This window comes from Streptomyces tagetis, from assembly GCF_018069565.1.
Taxonomy (GTDB): Bacteria; Actinomycetota; Actinomycetes; order Streptomycetales; family Streptomycetaceae; genus Streptomyces; species Streptomyces tagetis.
This window is the reverse complement of sequence record NZ_JAGPNL010000005.1, coordinates 56875-70397: the sequence shown is the minus strand read 5'-3', so window position 1 is coordinate 70397 and position 13523 is coordinate 56875. Positions and strand designations below refer to the sequence as shown.

Genomic DNA, 13523 nt, shown 5'->3' with positions numbered 1-13523 from the left:
CCTCGGGGCCCGCAGGAGCCCCGGGCGAGGGCCGGGCCCCGGTCAGTCCGCCGCCGGCGCCCACAACTCCGTGATGCCCACCCCGAGTTCGGCGAGCAGTCGGCGCAGCAGGGGCAGGCTGATGCCGATCACGTTCCCGTGGTCGCCGTCGATGCCGTCGACGAACGGTGCCGAGCGGCCGTCCAGCGTGAAGGCCCCCGCGACGTGCAGCGGCTCGCCGGAGGCGACGTAGGCGGCGATCTCCTCGTCGGTCGGCTCGCCGAAGCGGACGACGGTGGAGGCGGTGGCCGAGGCGTAGCGGCCGGAGAGTGTGTCGTGGACGCAGTGCCCGGTCTGGAGGGTGCCCGCCCGGCCGCGCATCGCCTTCCAGCGGGCGATGGCCTCCTCGGCGTCGGCGGGCTTGCCGAGCGCCCGCCCGTCCAGGTCGAGCACCGAATCGCAGCCGACCACCAGGGCGCCGTGCGCCTCGGGCTTCGCGGCCACGACGGACGCCTTGGCCTCGGCGAGGGCGAGGGCCAGTTCGGCGGGGGTGGGCGCGCTGACGGCGTCCTCGTCGACGCCGCTCACCATCACCTCGGGGGCCAGACCGGCCTGGCGCAACAGCCCGAGCCGGGCGGGCGACTGGGAGGCGAGGACGAGTCGGCGGCGCGGCTGATCTGTCATGCCGCCAGCCTAATGGCGATCACGCCGCCGTCGACGACCTCCCCGGGGGCCTACCTCACCCCGATCACGATCATCGTGAGCACCATGGCCAGCGCCAGCAGAACGCTCAGCCGCCGCAGCATGGCCTGCGTGTCCCGCAGTTCCTCGGGCGGCTCGTTCTCGGGGTCGGACCACAGCATGCCGCCATCGTCCGGCCCGGACCGGCGGCCCGCCTGAGTACGCGTACTCAACTTGTCCGGGGGTGGTGGGGAGGCACGCGGGGTCGTGGGGGCGCGGAGGCGGCGCTGACACGCGTGCGGGGTCCGGCGTACGCGCCGGCCTCGGCGTACTGGCTCGGGCTCCGGCGTGCGGGGCGGGCGCGGTGCACCGGCTCGGGCTCCGGCATGCGGGGCGGGTCCCGGCGTACCGGCCCGTGCTCCCACGTGTGGGGCCCCGGCGTACAGGATCAGGCTCCGGCGTACGCCCAGGCCCCGGCGTGCTCGCTCAGGCTCCCGGCCAGTAGGTGCGGCTCCAGGACGTCGGGCCCGGCTGGGGCAGCCGGTGGCCGGCGATGCGGGCCGGGTCGGACCAGGAGTCCCGGGGAGCCGGCGCACCGGACGGCAGCGCCTGTGCCGCCACGGCGCGCGCCCGGACCACCGCCAGGGCGGCGGCGAGTTCTTCGGGGGTGGGGTTGCCCCGTACGACTTTGATCACGGTGGCTCCTGGGGGGTGGAGGTGTGGTCAGAGGGGGATGTTGCCGTGTTTTTTCGGGGGGAGGGTTTCGCGTTTGGTGCGGAGTTGGCGCAGTCCTTGGGTGATGTGGCGGCGGGTGTCGCTGGGCATGATGACGGCGTCGATGTAGCCGCGTTCGGCGGCGGTGTAGGGGTTGAGGAGGGCGTCTTCGTATTCGCGCATCAGGCGGGTGCGGGTGGCTTCGATGTCGTCGGCCGCGGTTTCGGTGAGGGTGCGGCGGTGGAGGATGTTGACGGCGCCCTGGGCGCCCATGACGGCGATCTGGGCGGTGGGCCAGGCGAGGTTGAGGTCGGCGCCGAGGTGTTTGGAGCCCATCACGTCGTAGGCGCCGCCGAATGCCTTGCGGGTGATGACGGTGATGAGGGGGACGGTGGCTTCGGCGTAGGCGAAGATCAGTTTGGCGCCGCGGCGGATGATGCCGTCGTGTTCCTGGCCGACTCCGGGCAGGAAGCCGGGGACGTCGACGAAGGTGAGGACGGGGACGTTGAACGCGTCGCAGGTCCGTACGAAGCGTGCCGCTTTTTCGGAGGCGGTGATGTCGAGGCAGCCGGCGAACTGCAGGGGCTGGTTGGCGACCACGCCGACGGGGCGGCCTTCGACGCGGCCGAAGCCGGTGAGGATGTTCGGGGCGAACAGTGCCTGGGTTTCCAGGAACTCGGCGTCGTCCAGGACGTGTTCGATGACGGTGTGCATGTCGTAGGGCTGGTTGGCGCTGTCGGGGACGATGACGTCGAGTTCGCGGTCCTCGTCGCTGACGGTGAGGTCGGCTTCCTCGGGGAAGGCGGGCGGTTCGGACAGGTTGTTCGACGGCAGGTAGGACAGGAGCTGTTTGACGTAGTCGATGGCGTCCTTCTCGTCGCCGGCCATGTGGTGGGCGACGCCGGAGGCGGTGTTGTGGGTGCGGGCGCCGCCCAGTTCCTCGAAGCCGACGTCCTCGCCGGTGACGGTCTTGATGACGTCGGGGCCGGTGATGAACATGTGGGAGGTCCGGTCGACCATGACGGTGAAGTCGGTGATCGCCGGCGAGTAGACGGCGCCTCCGGCGCAGGGGCCCACCACCAGGCTGATCTGCGGGATCACCCCGGAGGCGTGCGTGTTGCGGCGGAAGATCTCCCCGTAGGCGCCGAGCGAGGCGACGCCTTCCTGGATACGGGCGCCGCCGGAGTCGTTGATCCCGATGACGGGGCAGCCCGTCTTCAGCGCGAAGTCCATCACCTTGACGATCTTCTGCCCGTAGACCTCGCCCAGCGCGCCCCCGAACACGGTGAAGTCCTGCGAGAACACCGCCACCGGCCGCCCGTCCACCGTGCCGTACCCGGTCACGACACCATCCCCGTAGGGCCGGTTGTGCTCCAGGCCGAAGCTGGTGGAACGGTGCCGGGCGAACTCGTCCAGCTCCACGAACGAGCCCTCGTCCACCAGCAACGCGATCCGCTCACGCGCCGTCAGCTTCCCCTTCGCGTGCTGCTTCTCCACCGCACGAGCGGACCCCGCATGCGTCGCCTCCCCGATACGACGCCTCAAATCCGCGAGCTTGCCCGCGGTCGTACGGATATCGGGCTGCTGCTCTTCCGGCTCGGACATCGGGATGCGGCTCCCTGCCTGCTCAAAAGGGGGGACGGTTACTCATCCGTAGAGTAGTGGTGGGCCCCGCGATCGGCAGTGCGGTCTTTCCCACACCTAGGGTGGCTTGCATGACGCCCCGAGATGACTCCGAGCCCTCCCACAGCCGGTGGTCCGACCTGGACCGGCCGCCCCTGAACGCCACCGCCCTGCGCCGGGCCCTGGTGCGCGAAGGCGGACTGTGGCGACAGGTCGAGGTCGTGCAGAGCACCGGCTCCACCAACACGGACCTCGCCGCCCGTGCCGCCCGGGGCGAGGCCGGGGAGGGCTCCGTCCTCGTCGCCGAGGAGCAGACCGCCGCCCGGGGCCGCCTCGACCGCCGGTGGAGCGCGCCGCCCCGCTCCGGTCTCTTCTTCTCGGTCGTGCTCTGGCCGGCCGAGGTGCCGGTGGCCCGCTGGGGGTGGCTGCCGCTGCTCACCGGGGTCGCCGTGGCGACCGGGCTCTCCCGCGCCGGAGGCGTCGACACCGCCCTCAAGTGGCCCAACGACCTCCTCGTCACCGTCGGCGGCGAGGAGCGCAAGGCCGGCGGCATCCTCGCCGAGCGGGCGGGCGACGGGGGCGTGGTCATCGGGGTCGGCATCAACGTCAGCCTCCGCGCGGACGAACTGCCCGTCCCGGGCGCCGGGTCCCTGGCCCTCGCGGGGGCCGAGGGCACCGACCGCGACCCGCTGCTGCGGGCGGTGCTGCGGTCCCTGGAGGACTGGTACGTCCGCTGGCGCTCGGCCGGCGGCGACCCCGCGGCCAGCGGCCTCCAGGAGACGTACGCCGCCGGCTGCGCGACCCTCGGCCGCACGGTCCGCGCCGAACTGCCCGGCGACCGGTCCCTGGTCGGCGAGGCGGTCGCCGTGGACGGTGACGGGCGCCTGGTCCTCGCCACGGAGGCGGGGGTACAGGAGCCGGTGGGGGCCGGGGACATCGTGCACCTGCGGCCTGTGTGACGGGTGGGGTCCTGATCGCTGGTGGCGGCTGGTCACCGGCGGGAGCCGGTTGCCGGTGGTGCTCCGGTAGGTCGGCGGCTGCGGGCCGGGCCCCGGTTGCCCGGTGGGCTCGCGGGGGCGGCGTACGCGGGCGGGTGGCGACCGGTGGGGTGGTTCGTGGTCCGCGGGGCGAGCGGGGTGACGCGCCCCCGGCGCGGGGTACGGCATCGCACGCCCCCCGGCGCGGTACTCAGGTCACCGGGGGCGTTCCCCCGGCGCGGTGTCCGGCTCCGGGGGCGCCCGGGTGGCACGGGCCTTCGCGGACGAGCGCCCCGGTGCCACGGCCGGCGGGTACCGGGCACCGACTCTCGGGAGTGAGCTGCGGCACACCTGACGTAAAGTTGGGCCCGGTCGATACCTGACCGCGGCAGATCGGAAGGGCAGCAGGCGTGACCGTCGACGACACGGGCTCCGGCACGGACGGGGACGGCCGGGTGGATTCCGAGCCCGCCGAACCCGGCGATGACCCGCTAGCGCTCCGACTCGAACAACTCATTCTCGGCGCCGAGCGCCGGTACACCCCCTTCCAGGCCGCCCGCAGCGCGGGCGTCTCCATGGAACTGGCCTCCCGTTTCTGGCGGGCCATGGGCTTCGCGGACATAGGCCAGGCCAAGGCGCTCACCGAGGCCGACGTCCTCGCCCTGCGGCGGCTGGCCGGCCTGGTGGAGGCCGGGCTGCTCAGCGAGGCCATGGCCGTCCAGGTGGCCCGGTCCACCGGGCAGACCACCGCCCGGTTGGCCGAGTGGCAGATCGATTCCTTCCTGGAGGGGCTGACCGAGCCCCCCGAGCCCGGGATGACGCGCACCGAGGTCACGTACCCCCTGGTGGAACTGCTGCTGCCGGAACTCCAGGAGTTCCTGGTCTACGTCTGGCGGCGCCAGCTCGCCGCGTCGACCGGCCGTGTCGTCCAGGCCGGCGACGACGAGGAGATGGTCGACCGGCGGCTCGCGGTCGGCTTCGCGGACCTGGTCGGCTTCACCCGGCTCACCCGCCGGATGGAGGAGGAGGAACTCGGCGAACTCGTCGAGGCATTCGAGACCACCGCCGCCGACCTGGTCGCCGCCCGCGGCGGCCGGCTGATCAAGACCCTCGGCGACGAGGTGCTGTACGTCGCCGACGACGCCGGCACCGCCGCCGAGATCGCGCTGCGCCTCATCGAGACGATGGCCAACGACGAGACCATGCCCGAACTGCGGGTCGGCATCGCCTTCGGCACCGTGACCACCCGCATGGGCGACGTCTTCGGCACCACCGTCAACCTCGCCTCCCGCCTCACCTCCATAGCCCCGCGTGACGCCCTGCTCGTCGACAGCGCCTTCGCGGAGGAGATCATCCGCACCGGCGACGCCCCCGCCTCCGAGGCGCAGGCGGTCGAGGAGGCCGCGACGGCGGAGAAGGAGGGCGAGGAGCCACCGGCGTACCGCTTCGGGCTCCAGCCCATGTGGCAGCGCCCGGTGCGCGGCCTCGGCGTGGTCGAGCCCTGGCTCCTGACCCGGCGCTCGGCGCCGCCCGCGTAGGCCCCTACGGTCATCGCCCGCCGCCCAGCAGGCCCAGCAGGTCCACGCAGACCCCGATCAGCGGCACGCACAGCCCGGGAGGCGGTGCCTGCGTCGGCGCCGGCGGGGGTGGCGGGGTGCGGCTCGGGGCCGGAGGGTCCGGGGTCGGGCGCGGCGCCGCCGGGCTCTGGGGCCGGGGCGTGTGGGGCACGTGGGGTGCCGGGTCCGGGCCGGGCGCGGCGGGTGCGCCCGCTGTCGCCGGTGGGGCCGCGGGGGCGCGCGGGGCGTGCGGGGCCGTCGCCGCGCCGGGGGCGCTCGGGTGAGGCGCCGGGGCGCCCGCGGACGGTCCGGCCGTTCCCGTCCCGGACGGCCCGGGTATCAGGCCCGGCTCCGGGGACGTACTCAGACCGCTCGGGGCCGAGGTCACCGGCGGGCTCGCCCCGGGCGGTGCGGCGCTGCTCGCGGCGGCGGGCGTGGACCGGTCCGTCGCGGTCCCCGCCGTCTCGCCGTTCTCCACCCGCGGCCCGGCGTCCGTGCCGAACGCGTCGGCCCCGCCGGAGCCCGGATCGGGCACCAGCCGTACGAGGCTCAGCGCGCCGGCCACCAGGACCAGGCACCCCGCCAGCAGCACCACCTTGCGCGGACGTGGCCTGCGGTGGCGACCCCGGCGGAGCCACGCGCGCCGCGGCGGCGGTGTCGTCGGTGTGTCCCTCTTCGTCATCTTCCCTCCCCGGTGCGCACGCGCCCCCCTTTGCGCCGTGGCGGGGCGGACGCTACGCGCTCGGCCGGGGCGGCATGCGGGAGTCGACCGGATGTCACTCGAACGAGTAAGCGGGGGTCCGGGAGTCGAGGGGGCGTGGGCGGGTAAGCGCGCGCGTCCGGCCTTTTCCCCGGAGGCCCCGGCCTGCGATGATCGGGACGGTCCATCTGTTAACCCGCGTTAACCGGGAGGGTGTCATGAGCGAGGAACGCTTCGGGGAGTTCGTCCTGGTGCGGAGGGACGGGGAGGGGCATGTCGCGGAACTCGCGCTCGACCGGCCGCGCGCCATGAACGCCGTCTCCACCGCCATGGCCCGCTCCCTCACCGAGGCATGCGCCGCCCTGAGCGCGGACCCGGGTGTCCGGGTGGTCGTGCTGACCTCGACCCACGAACGGGCCTTCTGCGTCGGCGCCGACCTCAAGGAGCGCAACTCCTTCACCGACGCCGACCTGCTGCGCCAGCGGCCGGTCGCGCGGGGGGCCTACACGGCCGTACTGGAACTCCCGGTGCCCACCGTGGCGGCCGTGCACGGCTTCGCCCTGGGCGGCGGTTTCGAGCTGGCGCTCTCCTGTGACGTGATCGTCGCCGACCCCACGGCGGTGGTGGGGCTGCCGGAGGTCTCCGTCGGCGTGATCCCGGGGGGCGGCGGTACGCAGCTCCTGCCGCGCCGGGTGGGCGCCGCGCGCGCCGCCGAGCTGGTCTTCACGGCGCGGCGCGTGGAGGCGGCCGAGGCGCGTGAACTGGGGCTCGTGGACGTCCTCACGGAGAAGGGGCGCGACCGGGACGAGGCCCTGGAGATGGCCTCCCGCATCGCCGCCAACTCGCCCGTCGGCCTCCGCGCCGCCAAGCGCGCCCTGCGCCTCGGGCACGGGCTCGATCTGCGGGCCGGGCTGGAGGTCGAGGACGCGGCGTGGCGGACGGTGGCGTTCTCGGGGGACCGGGCTGAGGGCGTCGCCGCGTTCAACGAGAAGCGCGCGCCGCGGTGGCCGGGGGAGTGAGGGGGCGGGTGTCGGTGGCCGCCCGGGGGCGGCGCTGGGCGTGAGGCGATCGGCGGCTCGGTGGGCCGCTCGGTGGGTGAGGCGGCTGGGTGGGGCGGCTGGACGGGGTGGCTGGGTGGGGTGTCGGGCGGGAGGCTGGGCGGGGTGCTCCGGGCTTCCCGTTTCACCCACGTCAATGTCCTTGTTTATTCTGATTGTCCCTAGCCTGGAGGGATGGGTGAGGACAGGCGGCTCGCGGCCGTCGTGGCGTTGGCACAGGGCATGGCCGCCGCACACGGCCTGCACGAGGCGTGGCGGGCGGCGGCCGTCGGCGCGTGCCGGGCGCTGGGCGGCGGCTTCGCGGCGCTGTCGGTGTGGGAACGCGAACTCGGCAGGCTCCGCGTCCTCGTGAACGTCGGCGACCGCGCCGAGGACGAAGAGGAGTTCCCCGAGGGCGAGTCCTACCCCGTCCACCAGTTCGCCGAGATCACCGAGTTCCTGCACGAACGCTGGGCCGGCGGTGTCGAGCCGGGCGCCTGGGTCGAGACCGCCGAGGGCCCGGCCGCCGGCCGCCCCGGCTACGTTCACCAGCGCGTCGCCGCCCTGCGCCGCCGGGGGCGCGGCTGCTGCGTCGTCGCCCCGATCGTCCTGCACGGCCGGGCCTGGGGCGAGCTGTACGTGGCCCGGCCGGTGGGCGACCCGCTCTTCGGCCGCGCCGACGCCGACTTCGCCACCGTCCTGGCCTCGGTGGTGGCCGCCGGGATCGCCCAGACCGAGCGCCTTGAGGAGGCCAGGCGGCTCGCGTACACCGACGCCCTCACCGGGCTCGCCAACCGCCGTGCCGTCGACACCCGGCTCGACGAGGCCATCGAACGCCACCGCCGCGACGGCGTCGTCGTCAGCCTCGTCGTCTGCGACCTCAACGGGCTCAAGCGGGTCAACGACACCCACGGGCACGCTGTCGGCGACCGGTTGCTGGAACGTTTCGGTTCGGTGCTCTCCCTCTGCGGCGCGATGCTGCCGGGTGCGCTCGCCGCGCGGCTCGGCGGAGACGAGTTCTGTCTCCTCGCGGTCGGCCCGCCCGCCGACGACGTGGTCAAGGCGGCGGAGGAGCTGTGCCGCCGTGCCTCCGAACTCGACCTCGGCGACGGCGTGGCCTGCGGGGTCGCCTCCACCGAGGACGCCGTCGGGCAGATCCGCTCCGGCCGTCGGCTCTTCCGGCTCGCCGACGCCGCCCAGTACCGCGCCAAGGCCGAGCGCTCCACCCGGCCTGTCGTCGCCGGCCGCGAGGGGCCCGCCGACCCCGTCGTACGCCTCGCCGACGAACCGGCTCGGGGGGACGACGGGGAGCGGCGTCGGTTCCGGGGGAGGCATGCGCCGTAGGGGTGGGGGTGGGGTGGGGTGGCGCGGGGGCTTGGGCGTGTCGGGTGCTGTGGTGCGTTCGCCGCGCCGGGTTGGTGTGTCGGGTGCCCTGGTGCGTGAGGCACGCCGGGGCGGCGTGTCGTGGGCCGTGGTGTGTGCGGCGTGCGGGGGTGGGGGTGTCTCGTGCCGTACGGCGTTCGGCGTGCCCGTGTGGGCGTGTCGGGTGCCGGGGTGCGTCTGACTCGCCGGGTCGGCGTGTCGTACGCCCCAGTGCGCCTGACGCGCCCGGTCGGCGTGTCCCACACCTTGATGCGTCCGACGCGCCGCGTCGGCGTGTCTCGCGCCCGTGGTACGCATGACTCGCCGGGTCGGCGTGTCCCGTGCCGTGGTGCGTTCGCCGCCCCGGGTCGGCGTGTCCCCTGCCGCGGTGCGCGCGCCGCGCCAGGTGGGCGAGTCTTCCGCCCTGGTGCGCACGCCACGCCCTTCCGGGCGTGCCGCTCCCCATTAGGCGTCCGACACACCGCACCGGGCGTGTCCCACGTCGCAGTGCGCTCGCCTCACCGACCGGGCGTGTCACCCACCTCAGTGCATCCGACCCACCCAGCAGGCGTGTCGCCCACCTCAGTGCATCCGACCCACCGACCGGGCATGTCGCCCACCCCAGCGCACCCGCCGCGCCGACCCGGCACGTCCCCCACCCCAGCGCACCCACCCCCACCCCCGGGCATGTCGCCACCCCACTCCCCGCCCCCGTAAAACCACCCCCCACATCCAGTGGTGACATCGGGGAATTCACTGCGTACGCTCCTGAATATGGATATGCACACTGTGGTGGTGGGGACCTCCGGCGTCACCGGGGCCGATGTCCTCGCCGTGGCGCGGCACGGCGCCCGGGTCGAGCTTTCCGAGGAGGCGGTCGCCGCCCTGGCCGCGGCCCGCGCGATCGTGGACGCGCTGGCCGCCAAGCCGGACCCCGTGTACGGCGTGAGCACCGGTTTCGGCGCCCTGGCGACCCGGCACATCGGCCCGGAGCTGCGGGGCCGGCTCCAGCGCAACATCGTCCGTTCGCACGCGGCCGGGATGGGCCCGCGGGTCGAGCGGGAGGTGGTCCGCGCCCTGATGTTCCTGCGGCTGAAGACGGTCTGCTCGGGGCACACCGGCGTCCGCCCCGAGGTCGCGCAGACCATGGCGGACGTGCTCAACGCCGGGATCACGCCGGTCGTGCACGAGTACGGCTCCCTCGGTTGTTCCGGCGACCTCGCCCCGCTGTCGCACTGCGCCCTGACCCTCATGGGGGAGGGGGACGCCGAGGGCCCCGACGGCACCGTGCGCCCGGCCGGCGAACTCCTCTCCGAGCACGGCATCCGGCCCGTCGCGCTCAGGGAGAAGGAAGGGCTCGCCCTCCTCAACGGCACCGACGGCATGCTCGGCATGCTGGTCATGGCCCTCGCCGACCTCGACACGCTGTACAAGTCCGCCGACGTCACCGCCGCGCTCACACTGGAGGCCCTGCTCGGCACCGACCGGGTGCTCGCCCCCGAGCTGCACGCCATCCGCCCGCACCCCGGGCAGGCCGACAGCGCCGCCAACATGCTCGCCGTGCTGAAGGGCTCGGGCCTGACCGGCCACCACCAGGACGACGCGCCCCGCGTGCAGGACGCGTACTCGGTGCGCTGCGCCCCGCAGGTCGCGGGCGCCGGCCGGGACACCCTCGCCCACGCGCGTCTGGTCGCCGAGCGCGAGTTGGCGGCGGCCGTCGACAACCCGGTCGTCCTGCCCGACGGCGACGGGGCCGACCTCGGTACCGGCGGCGGCCGGGTGGAGTCCAACGGCAACTTCCACGGGGCGCCGGTCGCCTACGTACTGGACTTCCTCGCCATCGCCGTGGCGGACCTGGCCTCCATCGCCGAGCGGCGCACCGACCGGCTGCTGGACAAGAACCGGAGCCACGGGCTGCCGCCGTTCCTCGCCGACGACGCCGGGGTCGACTCCGGGCTGATGATCGCCCAGTACACGCAGGCGGCCCTGGTGAGCGAGCTGAAGCGGCTCGCGATGCCCGCGTCGGTGGACTCGATCCCCTCCTCCGCGATGCAGGAGGACCACGTGTCGATGGGCTGGTCGGCGGCACGCAAGCTGCGCACGGCCGTCGACAACCTCACCCGGGTGATCGCCGTCGAGCTGTACGCGGCGACGCGCGCGATCCCGCTGCGCGAGGGCCTGACGCCGGCACCGGCGTCCCGCGCGGTCGTCGACGCCGTACTGGCGGCCGGGGTCGAGGGTCCCGGGCCGGACCGGTTCCTCGCGCCGGACCTCGCTGCGGCGGAGGCGTTCGTCCGCGAGGGCCGCGTGGTCACGGCGGCGGAGACGGTCACCGGACCGCTGCGCTGACGTCCACCCGCCTCCACCGGGCCCCGCCCCCCGAGGCGGGGCCCCGCCCGGCCGCCGTACGTCTGTCATCCGCGCCCGACAGTCCACGCCCCACGGCCCGCCCGACCCAGCCCACGAGGCAGTGGCAGACTCGCCCACCTGCGCGCGTCGCGCGCACCCCGGCACGGGACACACCCGCCCGGCGTGGCGCCCGCATCAGGGCAAGGGGCAGGGGACACACCCCCGGCGAGTCACACGCACCCCGGCGCGAGACACGCCCGCCCGGCGTGGCGTGGCGCACGCGTCGAGGCGGACGCCGCGCACCCCCACCCGACGGTCAAGAAAAGTCAAAGAACGTCAAGCGTTCTCAAAAACGCCAAGTCCGCTCAGTAGTCGAGGCGTTCCCGTCGCACCGAGTACGTGACGAAACCGGCGCCGAGTCCGAGGCAGAGCACGCCGCCGATGACGTAGGGCGTGCTGTCGAAGCTGCCGGTGTCGGCGAGGCGGACCTCGGCGGCGTCCGTACCGGTGGACGCGATGCGGGCCTGCTCGGTGACGAGCGGGGACGGGCTCGCGGAGACGGCCTCGTCGGCCGCCGTCTCGGGTGTCGCGTTGGCGGACGGCACGAACCACAGGGCGCACAGCAGACCGCCCGCGGCGGCGGCGGTCAGCAACGGACGGCGAGCGGATGACACGGAATATCGATCCCCTTGTGGCGCTGGCGAATTGGCCGTGAGGCTGATGGTAATGAACCGCGCGGGTCACAGGATAGTCACGGAAGGCCGGGTCAGGTACCCCCCCTGGGGGGAGTGATCCAGGTGCGTGATGGTATGTCCCGCTTTGCTCGGGCCGGCTCGGGACCCCGCCTCGACCGGGCCGCGCCACGCCGAGCATGATGGCGAAGCATACGACCCGGAAAGCCCGGTGGTGGCGGCCTCCTGACGCCGCGTGGGAAAAAGATGACCTCCGGACGGCAACCGCCGCCGTGGTTTTCACCGTCTCAAGGGGCGCTGCGGCTGCTTCCTCCACCACGGCGTTCCCTGTGGTCCGCCCGGTGACGAACGTGGTGTGGGCCACACCGGGCGACCCTGTGGAACGGGACGAACCGGTCGTAGCGTTGAAAGTCTTGACGGGGGATCTCGGGGTTCGGGAAGCGGCGACGATGGAGAAGCGTGTGATGACGGACGGTAAGCGGCGCAAGGGTCTGTTGGCCGCGTCCGCACTGCTCGGCGGTGTGCTGGTGCTCTCGGCATGTTCCAGCGGCGCCGGCACCTCCGGGGGCGGGGACGGCAAGTCTTCTCAGGCACAGGTCGACGAGGCGGCGGCGAAGAAGACCTCCGAGGCCCAGATAAAGATCACGCCGGGGGACGGTTCGAACAACGCCTCGATCAACAACTCCGCCGCCGTCACCGTGAGCAAGGGCACGCTCACGGACGTGAAGATGACCACCTCCGAGGGCAAGGAGGTGAGCGGTGAGATATCCGCCGACAAGACGAGCTGGAAACCCACCGGCCAACTGGACCGCGCCACCACCTACAAGCTGACGGCGACCGCGCAGGACTCCGAGGGCCGCGCCGCTCACGAGAACGCCTCCTTCACCACGGTCTCCCCGAAGAACAGCTTCATCGGCACCTTCACCCCGGACGACGGCAGCACGGTCGGCGTCGGCATGCCGGTGTCGATCAACTTCGACAAGGCGATCACCGACAAGGCCGCCGTCCAGAAGGGCATCACGGTCAGCACCAGCAGCGGCCAGGAGGTCGCCTGCCACTGGTTCAACGCCAACCGGATGGACTGCCGCCCCGAGGACTACTGGCAGGGCGGTTCGACCGTCACCCTCAAGCTGGCGCTGGACGGCGTCGAGGGCGCCTCGGGCGTCTACGGCGTCCAGCAGAAGACGGTCACCTTCACCATCGGCCGCAACCAGGTCTCGTACGTGGACGCGAAGACCAAGCAGATGAGGGTCACGCAGGACGGCAAGGTCATCAAGACCATCCCGATCTCCGCCGGATCTCCCGAGAACAAGACCTACGAGGGTCAGATGGTGATCTCCGAGAAGTTCAAGGAGACCCGGATGAACGGCGCCACCGTCGGCTTCACCGACGACGACGGCGAGGGCGAGTACGACATCAAGGACGTGCCCCACGCCATGCGCCTGAGCACCTCCGGCACCTTCATCCACGGCAATTACTGGGGCGCCAAGTCCATCTTCGGCGGCGCCAACACCAGCCACGGCTGCGTGGGCCTCTCCGACACCAAGGGCGCAGGCGACCCGAACACGCCGGGCGCCTGGTTCTACGACAACTCCATGGTCGGCGACGTGGTCGTCGTGCAGAACACCGGCGACAAGACCATCGCCCCGGACAACGGCCTCAACGGCTGGAACATGGACTGGGCCCAGTGGAAGGCCGGCTCCGCCCTCTGACGCCCAACGGCCCCCGTCTCGGGGGGCTTTGACGGACTTCCCTCCGACGCCCGTCGTCCCTCTCCAGGGGCGGCGGGCGTCCGCCGTCCGGCTCCGTCCGGCTTCTCATCGTTCTCTTATGACGGCCTTACGACTCCATCA

12 protein-coding genes are annotated in these 13523 nt (G+C 73.3%); 6 read left to right on the top strand and 6 right to left on the bottom strand.

Going from position 1 to position 13523, the window contains the following annotated elements; translation table 11 throughout:
• Positions 1 to 42 precede the first annotated feature (42 nt).
• From J5Y05_RS18620 to J5Y05_RS18610, 4 genes are all read right to left on the bottom strand, one after another.
• Positions 43 to 663, bottom strand: coding sequence for a Maf family protein (locus J5Y05_RS18620; RefSeq protein ID WP_210873956.1), 621 nt, complete (start codon positions 661 to 663; stop codon positions 43 to 45).
• Between the two features lie 50 nt (positions 664 to 713).
• A complete protein-coding gene (mmpB, locus tag J5Y05_RS32290) occupies positions 714 to 842 on the bottom strand; it encodes a morphogenic membrane protein MmpB (protein ID WP_078856319.1) in 129 nt (42 codons plus the stop codon).
• Positions 843 to 1146: 304 nt separating this feature from the next.
• Entirely contained in the window at positions 1147 to 1356 is a 210-nt protein-coding gene (locus tag J5Y05_RS18615; protein ID WP_210873954.1) for an acyl-CoA carboxylase epsilon subunit, read from the bottom strand.
• 27 nt (positions 1357 to 1383) lie between these two features.
• A complete protein-coding gene (locus J5Y05_RS18610; protein WP_210873952.1) occupies positions 1384 to 2979 on the bottom strand; it encodes an acyl-CoA carboxylase subunit beta in 1596 nt (531 codons plus the stop codon).
• 110 nt (positions 2980 to 3089) lie between these two features.
• Here J5Y05_RS18610 and J5Y05_RS18605 point away from each other — a divergent pair, with 110 nt between their 5' ends.
• Positions 3090 to 3956, top strand: a complete 867-nt coding sequence (locus J5Y05_RS18605) for a biotin--[acetyl-CoA-carboxylase] ligase (protein WP_210873950.1) — start codon at positions 3090 to 3092, stop codon at positions 3954 to 3956.
• Between the two features lie 428 nt (positions 3957 to 4384).
• The gene (locus J5Y05_RS18600; RefSeq protein WP_210873948.1) at positions 4385 to 5512 is read left to right on the top strand and encodes an adenylate/guanylate cyclase domain-containing protein; all 1128 of its coding nucleotides are present in this window, start codon (positions 4385 to 4387) and stop codon (positions 5510 to 5512) included.
• A 10-nt stretch (positions 5513 to 5522) separates the two neighbouring features.
• On the opposite strand, the gene J5Y05_RS18595 is transcribed toward J5Y05_RS18600, so the two are convergent.
• Entirely contained in the window at positions 5523 to 6212 is a 690-nt protein-coding gene (locus J5Y05_RS18595; protein WP_247614944.1) for a hypothetical protein, read from the bottom strand.
• Between the two features lie 236 nt (positions 6213 to 6448).
• Between J5Y05_RS18595 and J5Y05_RS18590 the strand changes: the two genes are divergently transcribed.
• The 3 genes from J5Y05_RS18590 (at position 6449) to hutH (ending at position 10978) form a co-directional block, all read left to right on the top strand.
• Positions 6449 to 7249, top strand: coding sequence for an enoyl-CoA hydratase/isomerase family protein (locus tag J5Y05_RS18590; protein ID WP_210873946.1), 801 nt, complete (start codon positions 6449 to 6451; stop codon positions 7247 to 7249).
• A gap of 213 nt (positions 7250 to 7462) precedes the next feature.
• On the top strand, positions 7463 to 8611 hold the full coding sequence (locus J5Y05_RS18585; protein ID WP_210873945.1) for a GGDEF domain-containing protein: 1149 nt from the start codon (positions 7463 to 7465) through the stop codon (positions 8609 to 8611).
• 798 nt (positions 8612 to 9409) lie between these two features.
• Positions 9410 to 10978, top strand: a complete 1569-nt coding sequence (gene hutH / locus J5Y05_RS18580) for a histidine ammonia-lyase (protein WP_210874542.1) — start codon at positions 9410 to 9412, stop codon at positions 10976 to 10978.
• Between the two features lie 365 nt (positions 10979 to 11343).
• Here the strand turns inward: hutH and J5Y05_RS18575 are convergent, their stop codons facing one another.
• Positions 11344 to 11652 (bottom strand): LPXTG cell wall anchor domain-containing protein, encoded by a 309-nt coding sequence (locus J5Y05_RS18575; protein ID WP_210873943.1) that lies wholly within the window; start codon positions 11650 to 11652, stop codon positions 11344 to 11346.
• Positions 11653 to 12134: 482 nt separating this feature from the next.
• On the opposite strand from J5Y05_RS18575, the gene J5Y05_RS18570 reads away from it, so the two are divergent.
• Positions 12135 to 13382, top strand: a complete 1248-nt coding sequence (locus J5Y05_RS18570; protein WP_210873941.1) for a L,D-transpeptidase — start codon at positions 12135 to 12137, stop codon at positions 13380 to 13382.
• The last annotated feature ends 141 nt before the right edge of the window (positions 13383 to 13523 follow it).